This is a genomic window from Sphaerospermopsis kisseleviana CS-549, assembly GCF_028329225.1.
Lineage (GTDB): Bacteria > Cyanobacteriota > Cyanobacteriia > Cyanobacteriales > Nostocaceae > Sphaerospermopsis > Sphaerospermopsis kisseleviana.
Genome location: NZ_JAQMTI010000024.1, coordinates 1 through 20,577 on the forward strand (window position 1 = coordinate 1; position 20,577 = coordinate 20,577).

General features: G+C 39.4%; 14 protein-coding genes and 1 CRISPR repeat array. Of the genes, 4 read left to right on the top strand and 10 right to left on the bottom strand.

Features of this window, described 5'->3' with window-relative positions:
• Positions 1 to 478 precede the first annotated feature (478 nt).
• Positions 479 to 3,388: direct repeats of the CRISPR family, unit length 37 nt; unit sequence GTTTCAGTCCCCTTGCGGGGATTAGGTAATTAGAAAC.
• Positions 3,389 to 3,834: 446 nt separating this feature from the next.
• On the top strand, positions 3,835 to 4,977 hold the full coding sequence (cas6, locus tag PN497_RS01630; RefSeq protein ID WP_096569529.1) for a CRISPR-associated endoribonuclease Cas6: 1,143 nt from the start codon (positions 3,835 to 3,837) through the stop codon (positions 4,975 to 4,977).
• Positions 4,978 to 5,104: 127 nt separating this feature from the next.
• Here cas6 and PN497_RS01635 read toward each other — a convergent pair whose 3' ends face one another.
• Positions 5,105 to 6,520 carry an aromatic ring-hydroxylating dioxygenase subunit alpha gene (locus PN497_RS01635; protein ID WP_096569526.1) on the bottom strand — a complete coding sequence of 472 codons (1,416 nt, stop codon included), beginning with the start codon at positions 6,518 to 6,520 and terminating at the stop codon, positions 5,105 to 5,107.
• Between the two features lie 258 nt (positions 6,521 to 6,778).
• On the opposite strand from PN497_RS01635, the gene PN497_RS01640 reads away from it, so the two are divergent.
• Positions 6,779 to 7,546 (top strand): PAP/fibrillin family protein, encoded by a 768-nt coding sequence (locus PN497_RS01640; RefSeq protein ID WP_236104172.1) that lies wholly within the window; start codon positions 6,779 to 6,781, stop codon positions 7,544 to 7,546.
• Positions 7,547 to 7,854: 308 nt separating this feature from the next.
• On the opposite strand, the gene PN497_RS01645 is transcribed toward PN497_RS01640, so the two are convergent.
• Both PN497_RS01645 and PN497_RS01650 read right to left on the bottom strand, forming a co-directional pair.
• The gene (locus tag PN497_RS01645; RefSeq protein ID WP_096569523.1) at positions 7,855 to 9,201 is read right to left on the bottom strand and encodes a GTP-binding protein; all 1,347 of its coding nucleotides are present in this window, start codon (positions 9,199 to 9,201) and stop codon (positions 7,855 to 7,857) included.
• A gap of 319 nt (positions 9,202 to 9,520) precedes the next feature.
• Positions 9,521 to 10,495, bottom strand: a complete 975-nt coding sequence (locus tag PN497_RS01650) for a metal ABC transporter substrate-binding protein (protein ID WP_096569520.1) — start codon at positions 10,493 to 10,495, stop codon at positions 9,521 to 9,523.
• 90 nt (positions 10,496 to 10,585) lie between these two features.
• Between PN497_RS01650 and PN497_RS01655 the strand changes: the two genes are divergently transcribed.
• Positions 10,586 to 11,413 (top strand): metal ABC transporter ATP-binding protein, encoded by an 828-nt coding sequence (locus tag PN497_RS01655; RefSeq protein WP_096569518.1) that lies wholly within the window; start codon positions 10,586 to 10,588, stop codon positions 11,411 to 11,413.
• Positions 11,414 to 11,552: 139 nt separating this feature from the next.
• Here the strand turns inward: PN497_RS01655 and PN497_RS01660 are convergent, their stop codons facing one another.
• On the bottom strand, positions 11,553 to 11,690 hold the full coding sequence (locus PN497_RS01660; protein ID WP_272109413.1) for a hypothetical protein: 138 nt from the start codon (positions 11,688 to 11,690) through the stop codon (positions 11,553 to 11,555).
• Here PN497_RS01660 and PN497_RS01665 point away from each other — a divergent pair.
• Positions 11,650 to 12,510, top strand: coding sequence for a metal ABC transporter permease (locus PN497_RS01665; protein ID WP_096569515.1), 861 nt, complete (start codon positions 11,650 to 11,652; stop codon positions 12,508 to 12,510). The two genes, PN497_RS01660 and PN497_RS01665, sit on opposite strands and share 41 nt — an antisense overlap.
• Before the next feature lie 495 nt (positions 12,511 to 13,005).
• Here PN497_RS01665 and PN497_RS01670 read toward each other — a convergent pair whose 3' ends face one another.
• The 6 genes from PN497_RS01670 to ntrB form a co-directional block, all read right to left on the bottom strand.
• Positions 13,006 to 13,602, bottom strand: a complete 597-nt coding sequence (locus tag PN497_RS01670; RefSeq protein ID WP_096572726.1) for an exopolysaccharide biosynthesis protein — start codon at positions 13,600 to 13,602, stop codon at positions 13,006 to 13,008.
• 520 nt (positions 13,603 to 14,122) lie between these two features.
• Positions 14,123 to 14,455: a P-II family nitrogen regulator gene (locus tag PN497_RS01675; protein WP_096569512.1), complete on the bottom strand. Its 333-nt coding sequence runs from the start codon at positions 14,453 to 14,455 to the stop codon at positions 14,123 to 14,125.
• A gap of 118 nt (positions 14,456 to 14,573) precedes the next feature.
• A complete protein-coding gene (locus PN497_RS01680) occupies positions 14,574 to 15,683 on the bottom strand; it encodes a sodium-dependent bicarbonate transport family permease (RefSeq protein WP_096569509.1) in 1,110 nt (369 codons plus the stop codon).
• 914 nt (positions 15,684 to 16,597) lie between these two features.
• Positions 16,598 to 17,461, bottom strand: a complete 864-nt coding sequence (locus PN497_RS01685; protein ID WP_371851448.1) for a nitrate ABC transporter ATP-binding protein — start codon at positions 17,459 to 17,461, stop codon at positions 16,598 to 16,600.
• Between the two features lie 192 nt (positions 17,462 to 17,653).
• Positions 17,654 to 19,657, bottom strand: coding sequence for an ABC transporter ATP-binding/substrate-binding protein (locus tag PN497_RS01690; protein ID WP_096569506.1), 2,004 nt, complete (start codon positions 19,655 to 19,657; stop codon positions 17,654 to 17,656).
• Positions 19,658 to 19,734: 77 nt separating this feature from the next.
• Positions 19,735 to 20,571 carry a nitrate ABC transporter permease gene (ntrB, locus tag PN497_RS01695; protein WP_096569503.1) on the bottom strand — a complete coding sequence of 279 codons (837 nt, stop codon included), beginning with the start codon at positions 20,569 to 20,571 and terminating at the stop codon, positions 19,735 to 19,737.
• Positions 20,572 to 20,577 lie beyond the last annotated feature (6 nt).

Consider the following 20,577-nt stretch of genomic DNA (forward strand, 5'->3'; position numbering starts at 1 on the left):
GAAGGCTTAATATACATAAGACATAAGTTACAAATATTGGATATTTTTACAAAAATTGCCTCTTTACCCTGTTAAGAGTTCCCTGTTAAGAGTTCCCTCTTTCAGACTGGTAATTTAGCATAACAAGTACGGTAGAACCAAAAAAATTACCAGTTAAATTACTACACACAAGTTGTAATTGCTCGATTTTTATCTTGTAAATTACTGGTTAAATTAATTTACTTCTATTACTTTATAGCTATGCAGCCTTAAATTTAAAAAAGTTCTGAAAAACTTAATCTTTGGGCTTTAATTATCTTTGTAATATCTGTTTCAATACTTGTCGGTTAAGCACAAAAAAATAAAATCGCGTAGGTTGGGTTGAGGAACGAAACCCAACATTGACAAGGGTTTGTTAGGTTTCACTTTGTTCAACCCAACCTACGAAAATCCTTAACCGAGCAGTATTGATATCTGTTTCAATTTGATTCATTTAAACGTTTTATTCTCCTTGCGGGGAGTTGGTAGTTTGAAACCTAAAACCTTTTAGGATTCAATCAGTGGAAACTATAGCCAGTTTCAGTCCCCTTGCGGGGATTAGGTAATTAGAAACCATATCTAACCAGACTGTTAGATATCTCTACAGTGTTTCAGTCCCCTTGCGGGGATTAGGTAATTAGAAACTCCTACTATCTAAAGGTGTACAACGCCCAATAATTGGTTTCAGTCCCCTTGCGGGGATTAGGTAATTAGAAACATCAGATGGGATTGTGTGTTTTGTGGGGCGTGGGTTGTTTCAGTCCCCTTGCGGGGATTAGGTAATTAGAAACTGATGCGATAGTTTAATTATGAGGGGTGTGTGTAAAGTTTCAGTCCCCTTGCGGGGATTAGGTAATTAGAAACTATGTAATTCAAAAGGGCTACGACATGGGATGGCATGTTTCAGTCCCCTTGCGGGGATTAGGTAATTAGAAACTAGGCAAAAAGATGAGAGAAAATAATTCTTTGCTTTAAAGTTTCAGTCCCCTTGCGGGGATTAGGTAATTAGAAACTTTTGCGGACGATATTTTGATGTTAAAGCCATGTTCTGTTTCAGTCCCCTTGCGGGGATTAGGTAATTAGAAACACAAGCGGTTAATGTTAGCAGTCCCCAAAGTCCCCAGTTTCAGTCCCCTTGCGGGGATTAGGTAATTAGAAACATCGGATAGCCTAACTTGTTATCCCACAGAATGCTGTTTCAGTCCCCTTGCGGGGATTAGGTAATTAGAAACTTAGGCGTTTTCCCTGTCAAGACTGAAAAAGTATGTTTCAGTCCCCTTGCGGGGATTAGGTAATTAGAAACCATTTAGCGTAGCCTTAGCTTTATTAGAGGCAGAATCAGGTTTCAGTCCCCTTGCGGGGATTAGGTAATTAGAAACCTTAGTCAGTGCGAACAACAAGCTAGTAGCAAAAAATGTTTCAGTCCCCTTGCGGGGATTAGGTAATTAGAAACTTTTCAATGTCCTCAAGGTTATTACCATCTGCATCGTTTCAGTCCCCTTGCGGGGATTAGGTAATTAGAAACCTTAGTCAGTGCGAACAACAAGCTAGTAGCAAAAAATGTTTCAGTCCCCTTGCGGGGATTAGGTAATTAGAAACGCAGTCCAGCTAATATAAATTCACTCTTCTGAATGGAGTTTCAGTCCCCTTGCGGGGATTAGGTAATTAGAAACATAGTCCATATCACCTAATTCCATTTAATATTAGGTTTCAGTCCCCTTGCGGGGATTAGGTAATTAGAAACTTCTCGCGCCTCTAGACGCTATAAATGCAGGTCTTGAGGGTTTCAGTCCCCTTGCGGGGATTAGGTAATTAGAAACAGTTGACACAAAGCTAACTTGTTAGTTATAGTAATGTTTCAGTCCCCTTGCGGGGATTAGGTAATTAGAAACTAGTATCCCACTCTCAATATAGGGATAAGCTACCGGATAGCAAGTTTCAGTCCCCTTGCGGGGATTAGGTAATTAGAAACAAAGACTAAAAGTAAATAAAAAGGAGTAATGCAATGGTTTCAGTCCCCTTGCGGGGATTAGGTAATTAGAAACAATATCTCAAGAATATTAAATCAATTCATCAAGAATTTGTTTCAGTCCCCTTGCGGGGATTAGGTAATTAGAAACTTAGATAAAAAAAATTAATCCCCCCACTTCGGGGGAGTTTCAGTCCCCTTGCGGGGATTAGGTAATTAGAAACTTTGGTGGCTGTAGTTTTGTTTGTGTTAGGGTAGTCAGTTTCAGTCCCCTTGCGGGGATTAGGTAATTAGAAACATTAATAATTTGGGACGGATTTGGTATAGTAGCGAGTTTCAGTCCCCTTGCGGGGATTAGGTAATTAGAAACAATGGGTAAGGTTTGTTAAGGATGACGATGACATCAGTTTCAGTCCCCTTGCGGGGATTAGGTAATTAGAAACGTATTAAATGCTAGTATTAGTATAATGTGATATAAAGTTTCAGTCCCCTTGCGGGGATTAGGTAATTAGAAACGAAACTGAACAGGAAAAACTCGAAAAAATTTCTAGCATGTTTCAGTCCCCTTGCGGGGATTAGGTAATTAGAAACTTGCGTACTATAGACAACAAAGATAAGCCGTTCTTAGTGGTTTCAGTCCCCTTGCGGGGATTAGGTAATTAGAAACTTTTCAAAAAAATATAAATAGGGATTTGTGCGATGTTTCAGTCCCCTTGCGGGGATTAGGTAATTAGAAACCATAGTCAGTAAAGTCGTTAAGCGAAAAATTCGCGTTTCAGTCCCCTTGCGGGGATTAGGTAATTAGAAACGCATTGGGCAGGGGATGGTGTGACGAACAAACCTGTGTTTCAGTCCCCTTGCGGGGATTAGGTAATTAGAAACTTTAAGAAAAATATGTTAGTACAAATTCCAACAATAGTTTCAGTCCCCTTGCGGGGATTAGGTAATTAGAAACAGTTTACAGAAGACTCAGAGCCAGAAGAGTTTGTAGGTTTCAGTCCCATTGCGGGGATTAGGTAATTAAAAACGACGGCATTACCACTAAACCCACTACTAAGAGATATGTCCTGTTTCAGTCCCCTTGCGGGGATTAGGTAATTAGAAACTCAAATCAAGACAGAAGAAAAAGAAAATGACAACTGTTTCAGTCCCCTTGCGGGGATTAGGTAATTAGAAACTGAAATTATAAAAGCAATGAAACAGTCTTTAGTAGTTTCAGTCCCCTTGCGGGGATTAGGTAATTAGAAACCAGTAACGGTTTCAGGAGGTGTCACCAACGTCACCAACGTGTTTCAGTCCCCTTGCGGGGATTAGGTAATTAGAAACATTTGGAGGAGTCGGGCAAATCCCAGGTTTGGGAAGAAGTTTCAGTCCCCTTGCGGGGATTAGGTAATTAGAAACCCCGCCCTCTGAAACATAGTCTGGGAGCAGACTGTAGGGGGGAATTTGGCGGACCTCTCAAAAAACCTCATTTCAGGCTTCGGGTCAACTGCCAACTGAAACTGATGAAACGCTAGAACTATTCAATTATCAAGGTTCTGGCGATTTGGCGGACCCCCCAGGGTTTTTGACCCCGCTCTAGGTCTGCCAAAAATTTATCCTGATCTAAGAGTAAAATTTAGCAACCTACTTGTCAAGAGTTTTTTTATTACAAATAATTACTGCACTCTTTCTATTTTATATTCAAGTCCCGACTCCTGACTCCTGACTCCTGACTCCTGACTCCTGACTCCTGACTCCTGACTCCTTGATCTCCTGACTCCTGACTCCCCACTCCTCACCCCATCCCCACCAGGGGACCAAAACATAGTAAAATACAGAAAATCACATTATGTAGCCTCAAGATCATGCCCAGAACAGCTACATCCAGCAAACGCAAAACCCCATCTAAAAATACTCCTCTAGTATGGGCAGATAATAGCGAATTAGTCGGCCTAGTATTTGACCTAGAAGCAACCAATTCCACATACCTATACTCACAATACACCATCGGACTTCATGCCTGGTTTCTAGATCAAGTCAGACAAATTAACCCTACCCTGTCCGCATATCTTCATGATGGTGAGTCAGAAAAACCCTTCAACATCTCAGCTTTAGAAGGCCAACTACTTCCCACAGGTAAACAACTACAACTGCAAACAAACCAAACCTATCGCTGGCATCTTCACACATTTTCCCAACCAGTAGTAGAGTTTTTAAGTCAGTGGTTAACCCAACTCCCACCAACCCTAAATTTAAGAGATGCTTCCCTACAAATAAAAAAAGTTAGTATTCTCCATCCACCAACTACATATCACCAAATCCTACAATCATCCCTCGGCAAACACACAAACATTAATCTTAGCTTTATTTCCCCTACCAGTTTTCGCCGCAAAGGACATCATTTCCCCCTTCCCGTTCCTGTTAATCTTTTTCATAGTTACCTCAGACGCTGGAACGACTTTTCAGGAATGTCCATAGAACAAGATCCCTTTCTAGAATGGATAGATGAAAACGTCATCATTCACAAATACCGCTTAGAAACAGTAAAAGTTGCCGCAGGTAAAAGAGGTTCAGTCACAGGTTTTACAGGAGCGATATCTCTGGGGTTGAGTAAAACAGCATTAACCAACAGAGAATTTACCCAATTATTTTATGCCTTAATTCAACTTGCTCCCTACTGTGGTACAGGACATAAAACCACCTTTGGACTCGGACAAACCCTGTTAGAATGGGTAGAACCAGAAACCAATACATCAGCAGAAATTATCAACAACCTGCTACCAGAACGCATAGAAGAACTAACAGCAATATTCACCGCAACACGCAAACGCACAGGAGGCGATCGCACCGAAAAAATAGCCACAACTTGGGCGACAATATTAGCAAGACGAGAAATGGGCGAATCATTAAAAATCATATCCCAAGATTTAGAAATACCCTACTCCACCGTCAAAACCTACGTTAAATTAGCCCGTAAAGAACTAAAACAATTGACAATTGACAATTGATAATTGACAACTTCCTCATTCAAACTTGACAGCAGCTTTCAAGTATTTTTACCACACCCTTCTTATTCTCTAATTCTCTTACTCCGCGCCTCTGCGTCTCTGCGTGAAATAAAAAAATGTGATTTAATTATCCATTATCCGGTAAATTTCTTGGTGGTATCAACCGCCCCTGATACAACCGTTTTTCCAACCTACCCAAACCAAACCAAATTCCTGCACCACCAACCACAACCAAAGACAGAAAACCAACAGTAAAAATATCCTGCTGATCATCAACAAACATCAGCAAAGGAAGCAACCCCCAAACCAAAACTGTTAACCCTGCAACCCCCATCCGCAACTTTTGTAAATTAGCCAAAGCACTCCGACAACTAGCACATTTTTTTGTATGGGAGTGGTATCTATCTAACAACTCTTCCTTTGATAATGGTGGTGAGAAACTTTTTCCAGGAAACGGATCAATACTATATTGATTCACCCAAGAACGCAATTGAAATACAAATAAATCTGCCTTAGTTGGCAAATAAAACGCCTTAGTAAAATTCTCACTTCCACCCCGTGCGGCTAAATATCTTTCTTGATGATGTAAGAAAATTTGATCATCTTCTAAAACTCTATTTTGTCCAATATGTGAATACCAACGGGGAGTTAATTTTAAAAATATTCCTGGTAATTTAGCAGCAAACTTAAAAGGAAAAATCGCAAATAACCGACATTCACCTTTACGCATTGGAGTAGCATAAACAACAGTTAAAGTTCTGCCAAACTGTTTAGATGTCAAGTCATGCCACATTAAACCAGGAGCAATAAAAGTAGTATATTGTTTTCCTAAAGTACCTTTTCTCGGTCCTTCTTCCCAAATTCCTTTAAAGCCCCATTTTCCTGATTCTACTACTTCTAATTCCACAGGAGCAACATTAGCGCGGTTGCCGACGGTACGGTGATGGGTGTAAGGTATATGACTAGAATCTAAGACATTTTCCATTAACGTCAAAGCATCATAGGGAATATCTCTAAAAGTATTGAGACAAACCCAACCTTCCGGTTCTTCTTCTAAAATATCAACAATGGGAACTTTAGTTTTAGAGGCATTTTCCGCAGTTCCCGGATAAACAAATAACATTCCTTGTTTAACGGTGGTTGGAAATGAAGTTACACAAGCACGTTGAGAAATTTCTGCTTTTCCACCTGCGACTTGTTGGGGAATGCGATCGCATTTTCCCGTACCTGAAAAAGTCCAACCATGATAAGGACATTCTAACAATCCATCTTCATTAATTCTACCTTCTGATAGAGGCGCTAAACGGTGAGGACATTGATCTAAAAATGCTCGCCATATATGCGCGTTATTATCCCACCATAAAACCAGATCCTTCTCTAGCAAAGTGAAGCGAGTAGGCTGGGTTTTGTCTAAATCTTCCACATAATGAACAGGATACCATACCTCTTGCCAATCAAAGCGATCTGGATCGAGTCCACCAGCGGGAAGTAATTCTGTGGTTATGGTTGGAGATGCGTTTGACTGGATAATGCTGTTGGACATGATAGAATTAACAATGATTGTAAATAATGTTTATTACCCCAAAACTAAGATAACAATTTTTTAATAATTTTGGCAGATAGATTTCAAAAATCAGCTTATGATTGAACCGCAAAGTACGCAAAGTACGCAAAGGTAAGAGAGTTTCAGAGAGTTTTTGGTGTTGCTGCGGTTATTTTGGCAAAATTGGGATGTTCCGCAGAAATCAGCCAATTGTCTAAAATTGTATTACTCAAGTATTTTAACAAAAAAAGTAAGACTATGATAGTAGTAGACACAGAAAAATGTACAGCAGCGAAAACAGAGTTACGTCAAATATTAGCTGCTTGTGGTGGTAATACCAAAGATCAAAATGTCATTGCTGCAATTGAAAATCTCCAATCTTTCAACCCGACAAAAGCACCAGCCCAAAGTGGTAGTTTAATGGATAGTGAATGGTTGTTGATCAGTGCGCCAAATTTTCCCCAAGGTGAACTACTAGCAAATGGCAAATATGCTTATACTTTGGGGCGTTTGGCTTTTAATATGTTTCAACCAACAAAATTAAAATTAGTAATTGATCGCGTTTTGCAACCTGTGTTTCCAGTAGGAAATGGAGAGCAAAGAACTCATGATATTGTGGTGGAATTTACAACTATTGATGAATCTGTTCCCCAACTTTCGGGAATTGTAATCAACCAAGGAATTTGTCAATCTGTCAGTGATACATTGCTGCAAGTTCAGTTTACAGGAGGAATTTTAAAACCGCAATCTACAACTAACTTAGAAGATTGGAAAGCGGTTTTTAGTGAACAAGGTAAACCAGAAAAAAGAAGTTGGCAAGATATTTTGATGTCTGGTTTTTTAAAGTTGATGTTTGGTTTAGTTCCTCCACAAACTATGAATCCTGAAACTGGAGAAGTTTCGTTTATGATGAATCGTTCTCCTAAAGGACGTTTAGAAATTCTTTATTTAGATGAAGAATTAAGAATTACTCGTGGAGAAAAAGGAACTGTTTTAGTTTGTGAAAGACTGGGTTCAAACAATTGACAATTGACAATTGATAATTGACAATTAATTGAAAATGTTTGTTTTTACCTTGTAGGGGCGTTCGCGAAGCGTGCTGGAAGCATCAGCATTCGGGTGATAACCTAAGCTGTTGTGCATTTAATTTGTATAAGTGGAACAGGCATCTTGCCTGTTCCACAAGAGTTCAGAATATTAGGATTATACAATTTAGCTGTGTAACAGCTTATCACTGAAACCAGTTCATATTCTGTCCGAATGCTATACGCCCTGACGATTAATGAATCGGTGTTCTAGATACTGAACAAGCAACAATTATCAATTATCAATTATCAATTATCAATTATCAATTCTTCCTTTAAACGATATAAAATTGTATTTTTATCAACTTGGGTCAAAATCTCTTGAATGACGGTATTAGCGCCCAATTGTCCCCACGTACAGCCTTTTTCTAAATAGACCTGTGCCGATTTACCCACAGCATAAGCACCATAACCAGCAATACCCGCTTGAGCGATCGCACTACCAGCAAATGTAGTAATATTCAGAGGATTATCACCACTAGCAATAACAGCAGAACTTTTACCTAAACCTAATACAAAACTACTGCCTATTTCTCCTAATAATAAACCACCGGAACTCAATAAAATGGTTTTTAATAAATTTGTTGCTTCATAGCTAGTCATGGGTAAAGAATATAATCTAGCTAAGGAACGAATTAAAGCTAAATCTGTAATTACACCACCAATAATATCTAAAAAAGCAATCGGATTTAAACCAATAGCTACAGCTTTATATGTTGCGAACTTCCAAATAATATCTTCCGCTTCTTGTTGCCGAAAATCAACAGTTTTTTGGGCAATAACTTCTTCAGCTTCCCGCGCTTGAATGAGTGCATTTAAAGCTAAGAGCGATCGCCCTTCTCTATTTAATATATGCAAAATTGTTTGTTTCAGTTCATCTACCTGGGGGGGTGGTGTTTCCCATTCATAACTCACACTTCCATCAGGATATTCTACTCTGACTTCCATCGGTGCAGGTTCTGCTGCAACCATGACAATTTCATCAGGTAATAATGGTGTCGCTTGGGGATCTCCAGCACCTAAAACTTGTAAATTCTGATAAATGCTTTTTCTATCTGTATCAGGATACAAATCAATTTTATTAAATACTAAAATCAGCGGTTTTTGTGCTTGACGTAATTGCAGCAATGCTTGATACTCAGTTCTAGTAATATCTCCCGACACCACAAACAAAATCAAATCAGCTTGATGTGCCACATCTCGCGCCATTTGCGCCCTGGTTTCTCCCTCAATCTCATCTAAACCAGGTGTATCAATTAATTCGACAATTACCTTACCACCTGGTTTCCAACGTAGCGATCGCGGCCATTGAGTCACACCATTCAGCGGTCCAGTTTGCAGAATTTTTTCCCCCAGCAAAGAATTTAACACCGCAGACTTACCACGACTCACCAAACCAAAGGCCGCTATTCTCACCACATTAGAGTCTAGTTTGCTAAGTGTGGTGGTTAAAACCTCTATTTCTGGTTTTACCAAACCTGCTAATTCTACTTTAGATGATAGCTGGCCTGACTTGCGGAGATATCCATACCAAGATATCGCTTGTCTAAGACTAGCACGGGCGCGGTTTAAATGAGTTTCTTGCAGTTGAGACAAGGTGACAGCAAAAAAATAGATTACATATCTATTTATATCGAAAATTTGAGCCTTGTGACTGCTGCCTTAACAATTGATAATTGATAATTGACAATTGACAATTGACAGTGGTAGCATCCCAATTTTGACAACATAAACGCAGCAATACTAAAAACTCTCTTAAACCCTCTTAACTTTGTGTCCTTTGCGTTCTTTGCGGTTCAATCAGATCAAGCCTGGGAGAAAATGCAAGATTGCAAAAAAATAAACTTACACATTTGGGATGCTCCCTTGACAGTGGATAATTAATTATCAACTATCAACTATCAACTGTCAACTGTCAACTGTCACCCAAAGCTTCAACAATAGTGCGGGTATTGGCTTCCATCATTTTGATGTAAGTATCTGCCTCGCTTCCTTTTTCACCAATAGAATCAGAGTAAAGTTCATTGGGTGCAAGTTTCACACCAGCATCTTCCGCTACCGTTTTAATTAAAGTGGGATTAATTGTAGTTTCCGCAAAAATTGCCGGCACACCTATTTTTTTAATTTCATCAACTAATTGTTTCACAGTTTGGGCGCTTGGTTGTTCTTCAGTGCTAATCCCTATTAAAGTTCCGGCAATTTCCAAACCATAAGCATTAGCATAATATTGAAAAGCATCGTGGGTAGTAATCAATTTGCGTTTTTCTGGGGGAATAGTTTGAATTTGTTGTTGAATCCAATTATTTAATTGTTGTAATTCATTTGTCAATTTTTTTGCATTTTGAGTAAATTTTTCTTTGTCTTCTGGTGATAACTCAATCAATGAATCTCTAATAGCATTCACCATAGAGATAGCATTTTCTGCACTGCCCCAAACGTGAGGATCGGGAACAGTTTGCCCTTGACTTTCTTCTAGTTTTAAAGGTTCAACAACTTCCCCCACCGCTAACTTTTTCGCTTTTCCTCCAGCAGCATTCATTAACTTAATAATTCCCGGTTCTAAGTTGTAACCGTTATATAAAATTAAATCCGCTGTTGCCAAAACTCGACTATCTGCGGGTACGGGTTCATAAACGTGGGGATCTGCACCTGGTTGGAGAATACCAGTTAAATTTATTTCCTCTCCTCCAACCTCCTCCGCCAAATCAGCAATGATAGTGCTAGTTGCTACAACTTGCGGCTTACCATCCCCCGGTGGTTGCGACTCAGAAGGAGTACAACCAAATAAAACCAAAGGTAGAAATATTCCCAAACAAAACGGGGAAATATTGAAAGCAATCTTTGTTTTCTTAAACACAGTGCGACAGTCTATACCTGGCATTAGTTTCATTTATCTAATTGATTAATTCAAATTATTGGTTTTTTCATTTTTTTCTCATTTTTATAGTAAGCTCAAAGAATAGATATTTTAAACACGGATATGCAAAATATTTCTTTTTACCAAACATTCAATTTATTACGGAGACAGTCACAGGAAATACCTGTACAAACGAGAAAATCTATTGATATGAGTTCTCAAGCAACCATTAACATATCCCATTTAGGAGTATATTACCGCACACAAGAAGCTTTACGGGATGTGAACTGCATCATCAAACCAGGAAAATTAACAGGAATTTTTGGACCTAATGGTGCTGGTAAAAGCACACTAATGAAAGCCATGTTGGGATTAGTTCCCAAGAGTAGCGGTAACGTCTTGTATGAAAATAAACCTTTAATGCAGCAACTAGAAAAAGTTGCCTACGTACCACAAAGAAGCCAAATAGACTGGAATTACCCCGCTACAGTGTGGGATGTAGTGATGATGGGGCGTGTAAAAAAAACAGGTTGGTTGCGTAGTTTCTCGGCTGTTAGTCGCCAAGTAGCAAAAGCAGCCTTAGAACGGGTAGGAATGAAAGAATACAGCGATCGCCCTATTGGAGAACTATCAGGAGGACAACAACAGAGAGTATTTTTAGCCCGTGCATTAACCCAACAAGCAGAAATTTTTTGTTTTGACGAACCCTTTGTAGGAATAGATCAAAAAACCCAAACAATAATTTTTGAAGTTTTTCACGAACTAACAGCAGCCAATAAAATTGTATTAGTAGTAAACCACGACTTAGGCGAATCAATCACCCATTTTGATGATTTAATTTTACTCAATTGTGAACTAATCGCCACAGGTTCACGCCAACAAGTTCTCACAGAAGAAAACCTACATCGTGCTTATGGCGGAAAAGTCATCTACTTCAGTGATGCAGCATAATAAATTATAATTCAGGAGTCAGGAGTCAGGAGTCAGGAGTCAGGAGTCAGGAGTCAGGAGTCAAGAGTAAAACCTGCTTGATAGTTGATTTTTGGATTAAATTTTGTACTTCATTTACCTGCAAGATACTGTAATTATTTTATCTATCTCTTCCTCTTCCTTCTCTTCCTTCTCTTCCTTCTCTTCCTTCTCTTCTTCCTTCGTGTACTTCGTGCCTTCGTGGTTCATTCTCATTTATGTTAAACACACTAATTGAACCATTACAATATAGCTTCATGCAACGTTCATTAATCATCGCCATATTAGTAGGCTTATTATGTGCGATAGTTGGTAGTTACTTAATGGTACAAAGACTAGCATTACTAGGTGATGCGATCAGCCATTCCGTACTACCAGGACTGGCGATCGCCTTCATGATAGGTGCTAATATTTTTATTGGGGCGTTTATTGCCGGGATATTAAGTACCATAGCCATAGCATTTATTAAAACCCGTTCCCCCATCAAAGAAGATGCAGCAATGGGGATAGTATTTTCAGCTTTTTTTGCCCTTGGTATTACCCTAATTACAATCATTCAAAAAAGCAATAAAATCGACCTTAATCATTTTTTATTTGGTAACATTCTCGGCGTAACAGTTGACGAAGTGCGAGACACAGCTATCATTGCTGCTATCGTTTTAATCATCGTTTTTTTACTATATAAAGAACTGTTATTTTACACCTTTGATCCATTAGGCGCACAAGCCGCAGGTTTACCAATTAATCGTTTAAACTTTGGTTTAATGTTGTTAATTTCTTTAACAATTGTCGCCAGCATGAAAGCTGTAGGAGTGATTTTAGTATTATCACTATTAATTACCCCAGGGGCAACTGCATATTTATTAGTAAAACGATTACATGAAGTAATGATTTTAGGGGCGGTAATTGGTGTAATTTCTAGTATTAGCGGAATGTATCTGAGCTATTTTTATAATTTACCTTCTGGACCTGCGATTGTGTTGGTTGTTTCGGGTTTATTTATCTTAGCTTTTTTGTTTAGTCCTAGACATGGAATTTTTCAGCACGCTGGAGGCAAACAGCAGAAAACAGGAAGTTAGGGAATATCACCTTTTACCCATCTTCACAGAAGATGGGCAAAAAAGCGATCGCTCTTGTTAAATTCTTCCTGATTTGGCAGACACCCCGGCGGAAATACATAAACCTTAATTGATCAATTACCCTCAGGTGGAACTGGGGGTTTCACTAAAACATTTTTCGATTATATACAAAAAAAATATTTGCATAACCGAAACTTTCCGGATCTAGTCAAAATCCCTACGGATAAGAAAAACAGTAGATGCACCTTAATTTAGATCATTACCCTCAGCCATTAGCTGGGGGTTTTATTTGAGCAATTTTGAATTGCTTTGAATTGCTTAGTTTTGTATTTTTGTGAGTAAAAAAGTTCTTTGACCAATAGAACTTTAATTGAGTGTGAATTTCTATGAATCACTTTTTCCTCAGCTTTTTAGGCTGGGCATTTTATTATAGCGTATTCTCTAAAGAAAGGGTATTTTTTAATAAAACTTTATCATTTCCAGAAAACCGCAATTTTAAAGCAAACCAGGAGCTGACCAGACTGCATAACCAATCAGTGCAAATAACAACGTAATCAAAGCTGTCATCACATAACAAATACATATTAGCAAGCCATCCGATTCAATACTGGCAACAGCAAAAAGTAAAATACCGATGGTAGGGATAGGATTGGTAAAGGGAACAGGTGACATTAATAGAACAGTCAACCAGGAAATACACAAGCCATTAAATCGCCAAACCAAATCATGAGAAGCAATTTTTGTCAAGCGAGGACGAGTAATTTTTTCTAATAATGAAGTGACTCGACATAAGTTTTGCAGGATAACTTGAGCAAAGGGGCGAGGAAATTGATAAGTAGCGATTTTTCTAGGTAGCCAAGGCGATCGCCTACCCAAAAGCATTTGTAGAGACAACAGCAAACAAGCGACCCCAAAAGGACCAGTTAACCCTGGAGGCATGGGAAACAAAAACGGTAAAACTAATAATGCAATCACCAAGCTAAAACCCCGTTCTGAGGTTTCTGTCAGCACATCACCTAGAGTTAGTGACTGGTCTGATAAACGTTGCAGTAAAGACTTTATCTCTTGAGAAAATCTTAGATGTATTTTCATAGGATTTTCTAGTAAATACCACATTCAGAAGACTACACAGGGGTGAGGGGGGATCTAATCGAGAAATAAACCTGAATATCTGTAACTAGCAACTTACGTTAAGTAGTGATTTCGCCATCGGTATTTGTTAGTGTTAGTTAAGAAAACAGTAACTAGTACAGCAAGGCGTAAATAAACCAACCATTCTCAATGACTAAAAAGCTTACGACCTATTATTTTTGACTTTTGACTTTTGACTTCCGCGAAGCGGTACTAGCTACTAACCCTGGAAAATCTTTGCACCTACTTTCCTGTTTCTCAACCTCAACCCTTTGATTGATCAATGTTTTGAGTTGATTCAGCAACCCCTATTAATTGATCATAGCGTTTGTTGGGTTTCACTGTGTTCAACCCAACCTACAAAAATTCTGAGTGACAGTTGGGGTGCGGAATGTGGGATCTAAATTGACTAACGTTTTGAGTAACGACCATCAAAAAACCGGGGTCATGCCCCGGCTTTTAAAGTCTGCGTCGTTTCCGCTCAACAGCCGTCTGGTCCACAGAAATGTCTTCCGTACAGTACCTCTGCTTCACAGATATAGATAATGCCCGCATAATCCATGAAAAATGTAATTGCGACCTTATCTGCTATATTCTCCGCCATCTCCCGTGTTTCGGTGAGTACCTCGAACTTCACATTTGAATCAGTGTCAGCAGTGTTGGGTTTACCGGTAGAGCGCACGTTACGACTACCTTTACCGCCAGTATCCACCACTGTGTAACCAGTCGCTCCGCATTCTTCAATGATCTTGGCGACCTTTTTGAGCAGAATCTTTTCGGTGACGATGACGAGCTTGTTGGCACGCTTGGACATATTGATTACCTCCTTACCTACGTAACTTGATATTATATATTCTTGTTATGCAAACCCAATACTGAGTTGCTTAGTCTGCCGGTTCAAGGAGCGCCAACAGACCACGACCCCTCTGGGATTAGCCGCCGATCGCCTGTGCCAAACCGACAAAGAACGGTATACACAAGCCGATTGCAACTGGTGTACCAATGGCTGTGGATGCACCTATATAAGCGGAGGGGTTAGCTGAAGGAATACCTGCCCGCAAGGTAGGAGGACCGGAGATATCGGAACTAGAGGAAGCGATAACAGCTAGAACTACAACACCACCCATGCTGAAGTTCATGGTGTAGTGAGCAATCATACCTAAACCGAAGGCAATTAACCCATGTATAAATGGTGCTATCACACTATACACAACGTACCATTGAGCTACCTTACGCAGTTCACCAACCCTTGACCAAGCTTCCATACCCATAACCAACATCAAGATCGAGAGCAAACCACGAAAGGCGGGATCGTAGAAGCTTTTGTAGACACTTTCCGGCTGGGTGAACAGTCCCAGAGCTAGACCTAACAACATGGCGGATAAAGCAGGACCACGGAGACTTTCCTCGATGATTGGCCATATCTTCACTTTATTCTCACCGGGATCTTTCTGCTGACTGAGATACTCCTGTCTGGTAGTGGGATAGTCACCTGCCGCCACAGCCTGCTTGCTGAAAGACTCCTGCATAGCAGAGTCGCCTGATTCTTTAAGTTTCCTCTTGTTGAGGTAAATATTAGCTACCACAATGGCAGTTACAAGGGCGGGGATATCCATAAAGGGATAGAGTGCGCCAGTCCATGCTTCAAAGGGAATTTTTTGTTCTTCCAGTACCGTCAGACCGGCAGCCATTGTAGAACCACTCACCGCACCAAATAACCCCCCGGTGGCGATCGCATCCACAGTTCTAACTTTAGGCAGCTTGGCCAATGTATACCGGGCGATGAATACAACCCCAATACCTGTGATTACAGCAAACAATGCGGGTAAAACCATATCCAACAGATTGGAATTACGGATCGCAATTCCACCAGTCAAACCGATTTTGGTCAGCAGCATGAAGACGATGATCGTACAAATTGACTCTGGAATTACCAATTCGCTACCCAGAGCAGCAATGATCATTCCACCAATCAAAAAGGCCAGTGTTGGGGACTGCAACTGAGCAATAAAGTCCGTAATAAATAAGGACACAAAATCCACGAATACCTCCTTGTGACTCCTCTGATCAGGAGCATTGCAATAAATAAACTAAATGAACGTTAAAGAAATAAAGAAAGAGTGAGACTCTTCACACCTACAGCACAGGTTTTTACCGCAGACTGAAATTACAAGCACTTAGCCACACCAAAACAACTATTTTCAACTGCCAAAAACTTGATCGCTAATAATGCAACTATGATTATTTGGTAATAACAACCCTTGGTAACAATTAAAAATTTTGTCACCCAGTTTACTATTAGTTGAAAATATTAATGTTGGCTAATTTCTGTTGATGTAATTTCCAGAAGTTAAGCTGTCAAAATAAAAAGTAAAGAGTGTTTATTAACAGCCTTTTCATTTTTATGTTGCGGTAGAGGATATACTAATGTTGATATAAATATGTAATTTCAACATTTAAGTTTTATTAAAACTTTTTTCTCAAAATACATTTGTCAATGCTCCTCAAGTAGTGCTTAACTGTTTTCTAGGTACAAAAAACAGCAAGTGTAAAATATCTTGCTGATTTGTGATTATGTTTGACAATTTACATGAATTGTGAATTAAGGTTCTACTTCAGGAGAAATCCTAGTTACCTTGAAACACAATCATGCAGAACTATCTACCCAGTTTGGTTTTTGCAGTTGAAACCGGGGATCAACTGTTTGATTACAAATAGCATACAGCCTTTAGGTCAAAAAAAAATAACCCAAAGACATGAATTATAAGAAAAATATTATATACCTCATATAAGCAGAAGCTTATATGAAAGCCCAAAATTGGCTGTATTAGTCAATGTATAAATTTTATTCTATGAAAACCATTATTTATTTATGAGGGAACAGGGAACAGGGAATAGGTAAAAAAAGGTTTACTGAGAAAATATATAGGCGAAATTTAATTCGCCTGGTTTAGTATTAACCTACATCATCATGAGCGAAACGGTTAAACAGGAAGTCTAAGGCATAGTTACGGAGTTGATAATACTTGGGATCTTCCATGATCAGGGCGCGATCGCGTGGCCGGGAAAAAGGAATTTCCATCACTTCCCCAATTTTGGCATGAGGTCCATTAGTCATCATCACTAACTTATCCGCCAAAAACAGCGCCTCATCAATATCATGGGTAATCATCAACACGGTACAACGATTTTCATTCCAAATTTTTAACAACTCCTCCTGTAACTCTTCTTTGGTGATCGCATCTAAAGCGCCAAAAGGTTCATCTAAAATTAATACTTTCGGACGAATAGCTAAAGCGCGAGCAATAGAAACACGCTGTCTCATCCCCCCAGACATTTGCATGGGTTTCTTCTCCATAGCATCAGACAGACCAACCATAGCTAAATGTTCCCGAACAATAGATCGTTTTTCGGCTTCTGGTTTAGTGGGGTAAACAGCATTTACAGCCAAGTAAATATTTTCAAACGCTGTCCGCCAAGGTAAAAGCGCATAGTTTTGGAATACTACCATCCGATCTGGACCTGGTTTAACAATTGGTTGTCCTTCCAATAACACCCGGCCAGTGGTAGGAGTATTAAAACCAGACACCATATTTAATAAAGTGGACTTACCACAACCAGAGTGGCCGATCACACAAATAAACTCACCTTGATCAACTTCTAAATTGACTCCATCCAGAACTGTAAAGGGTCCTTTTTTCGTGGGGTAGGTTTTAGTGACATCTTGAATTTGTAGAAATGCTTGACGGTTGCGGGTTTTAGTAGATGTTTGCATTTGGGTTTTAGGGGAGTTATTAAAAGCGAGAGTACGGTTTTGCATAGTTTTGGTAATGGGTAATTGGTAATGGGTAATTGGTAAAGTCTCAAAAACCAATTCAATTCCGTCTCGTTCCTAGTCTCAGACTGGGAACGCTATTAAGAGGCTCTGCCTCGCTCATTGATAGCTGTGTAAGGCAGAGCCTTACTGTGTTCATTCCCATACAGAGTATGGGAACGAGAATAGCTTTTAGCTTTAAGCTGCTACCTTTCTGGGAGTATCAAGTACCACTTCCGCCACAGAAAAATCACGTTTAATTTCTAAACTACTGAGATAAGCAAAAGGATCATCAGCGTTGAAAGGTTTACCATCAAATAATTGAATAGGTTGACGGGTGTAACTGATATCTAAACCTAATTCTCTCGCTGCTGTACTAAACACACCCACACGACAAACTCTTTCCACAATTTCTACCCAGTTACGGGGGAAAGGAGTTTCACCCCATCTTGCTAACTGTGTCATAATCCAAGTTTGCTCAGTTCTGCTAGGACGATTAATGGCAGATGTACCATAAAATTGATGATGGGCATATTCCCGCATGGGATGATCTAAATCGCAACTATTAGCATTGGGATCTTCAAGTTGAATAAAATCAATGTCAGTATTCACATATTCCCGATTTGCTAAGATGGATCTCACTTCCTGAGCATTTTTAGGATCAGCACAATATTTACAGGCTTCTAACAATGCTTTGGTTAAGGCAATATGAGTATTAGGATAAGCACTAGCCCAGTCTTCTCTAACTCCTAAAACTTTAGCAGGATGTCCTAACCAAACTTCTAAATCTGTGGCAATTGTAAAACCTGAACCCTCTACTGCGGCGCGATAATTCCAAGGTTCTCCTACACAATAACCATCAATACTTCCACCTTTCAAATCTACCACCATTTGGGCAGGGGGAATATTTTTCATGGCGACATCAATATCAGGATCAATTCCTCCTGCTGCTAACCAATAACGCAAAAGTAAATTGTGCATTGATGCCGGATGTACAACCCCCATTCTGTGCATTTGTTCACGGGTTTTGAGAAGGTAGTTGTGGAAGTCAGAAAGACTATGTACACCCTGTTCATAAAACTTTTTCGCTAGGGTAATGGCGTTACCGTTGCGAGTCATAGTTAAGGATGTGACAATCGGTAAAGGTTGGTTTTTATTACCTCCTAATGATAACCACATCGGCATTCCTGAAGGCATTTGGGCAGCATCTAAATATCCGCCAGTAATACCATCAACAACACCCCGCCAGTTACTTTCTCTCACTAAGGAAACTTCATCTAAACCATGTTTAGTAAAGAAACCTTTTTCTTTAGCTACTGCTAGGGGCGCACAAGCTGTAATAGGGAGAAAACCAATTTCTAAATTTACTTTTTCTAAACCATGACGGGGGATGGCTGGGGTTTTTCTGGCACGTAGTTTTTTAATACGTTTTTGTTGGTTGAGGAAGTAGATCATTTCACTACGTAAGGTGTAGTAACTGGGATGTTCTACTACTTCCATTCGTTTCCTGGGTCTGGGAATATCTACTTCTAAAATATCCCCTATTTTTGATTCTGGTCCGTTGGTTAACATGACAATTCTATCAGATAACAAAACGGCTTCATCTACATCGTGTGTCACCATCACTGCGGTAACTTGATTTTCTTCACAAATTTGCATTAATTGTTCTTGCAAATTACCGCGAGTCAGTGCGTCTAATGCTCCAAAAGGTTCATCTAATAGTAATAGTTTAGGACGAATTGCCAGAGCGCGGGCGATCGCTACCCGTTGTTTTTGTCCTCCTGATAACATTGCTGGTTGTTTATCAGCATGGGGACGTAAACCCACCATATCTATATGTCTTTCGACAATTGCTTTTCGTTCTGCTGCTGGCATTCCATTTAACACAGAATTAACCGCCAAAGCAATATTTTCTCTGACTGTGCGCCAAGGTAAGAGAGAATAGTTTTGAAATACCACCATTCTATCTGGACCAGGTTTTTTAATTCTTTGACCTTCCAGAGTTACTAAACCTTCTGTGGGCAAATCTAAACCAGCAATCATATTTAAAAGGGTTGATTTTCCACAACCAGAGTGACCAATTAAAGATATAAATTCACCCTTTTTGATTTCTAAATTAATGCCTTTGAGAGCGATATATTGACCGCCACCAGTTAATTCAAAGACTTTATCAATTTGATCTACAGCAACAAATACTGACATATTTTTGGTAATTGGTAATGGGTAATTGGTGATGGGTAATTTGTGATTGCTGAAGAGCAACCACAGGGGGGTTGCCCCTACTTTTGTTCTGGTAAAATACGGTTTTGTAACCAAGCCATGAATTTATCAAGTAATAAACCCACAACACCGATATAAACCAGAGCCAAAATAACTTCACTGACGTTATTATTTTGATAAGCGTCCCAAATAAAGAAGCCAATACCAACGATACCGGACATCACAATTTCTGCCGCAATAATCGCTAACCAAGCCAAACCAATCGCAATTCTTAAACCTGTGAAAATGTAAGGTAAAGCCGCAGGAATTAAGATGTTAATAAAGTATTCTTTTTGAGAAAGTTGGAGAACTTTAGCAACGTTATTGTAATCACTGGGAATTTCTTTTACACCCACTGCTGTGTTAATCAAAATTGGCCAAATTGAAGTGATGAAAATTACGAATAATGCGGCTGGTTCGTTTTGTCTTAAAGCTGCCAAAGAAATAGGAACCCAAGCTAAAGGCGGTACTGTTCTTAATAGTTGGAACAGGGGATCTAAAGCCTTAGACATTGTTTTGTTAATACCAATTAACACCCCTAGAGCAATACCCACAATAGCAGCTAAAGTGTAACTGATAGCTACCCGTTGCAAACTAGCTAAAATTTGCCAAAATAGTCCTTTATCAATGCCACCTTTGTCATAAAAAGGGTAAATGATCAAAATCCAAGTATCTTGAATAACTTGAATAGGTCCGGGTAAAGTTGCACCGGGAGTCCAGGCGAATAATTGCCAAGCTGCGAGAAATACAGCAAGGGCGATCGCTGGTGGTATCAGTTCAGGAAATTGCTTTTGTAAATTGGATATAAAATTGTTATCCAGCTTGGAACTCGCAGGGCGTTTTTGGGCTATTGTCATGGGATG

Excerpts from the sequence above, each read along its gene's own strand:
- cas6 (WP_096569529.1), top strand. The coding sequence starts at position 3,835 with ATGCCCAGAACAGCTACATCCAGCAAACGCAAAACCCCATCTAAAAAT.
- PN497_RS01635 (WP_096569526.1), bottom strand. The coding sequence starts at position 6,520 with ATGTCCAACAGCATTATCCAGTCAAACGCATCTCCAACCATAACCACA.
- PN497_RS01640 (WP_236104172.1), top strand. The coding sequence starts at position 6,779 with ATGATAGTAGTAGACACAGAAAAATGTACAGCAGCGAAAACAGAGTTA.
- PN497_RS01650 (WP_096569520.1), bottom strand. The coding sequence starts at position 10,495 with ATGAAACTAATGCCAGGTATAGACTGTCGCACTGTGTTTAAGAAAACA.
- PN497_RS01655 (WP_096569518.1), top strand. The coding sequence starts at position 10,586 with ATGCAAAATATTTCTTTTTACCAAACATTCAATTTATTACGGAGACAG.
- PN497_RS01665 (WP_096569515.1), top strand. The coding sequence starts at position 11,650 with ATGTTAAACACACTAATTGAACCATTACAATATAGCTTCATGCAACGT.
- PN497_RS01660 (WP_272109413.1), bottom strand. The coding sequence starts at position 11,690 with ATGAAGCTATATTGTAATGGTTCAATTAGTGTGTTTAACATAAATGAG.
- PN497_RS01670 (WP_096572726.1), bottom strand. The coding sequence starts at position 13,602 with ATGAAAATACATCTAAGATTTTCTCAAGAGATAAAGTCTTTACTGCAA.
- PN497_RS01675 (WP_096569512.1), bottom strand. The coding sequence starts at position 14,455 with ATGTCCAAGCGTGCCAACAAGCTCGTCATCGTCACCGAAAAGATTCTG.
- PN497_RS01685 (WP_371851448.1), bottom strand. The coding sequence starts at position 17,461 with ATGCAAAACCGTACTCTCGCTTTTAATAACTCCCCTAAAACCCAAATG.
- PN497_RS01690 (WP_096569506.1), bottom strand. The coding sequence starts at position 19,657 with ATGTCAGTATTTGTTGCTGTAGATCAAATTGATAAAGTCTTTGAATTA.
- ntrB (WP_096569503.1), bottom strand. The coding sequence starts at position 20,571 with ATGACAATAGCCCAAAAACGCCCTGCGAGTTCCAAGCTGGATAACAAT.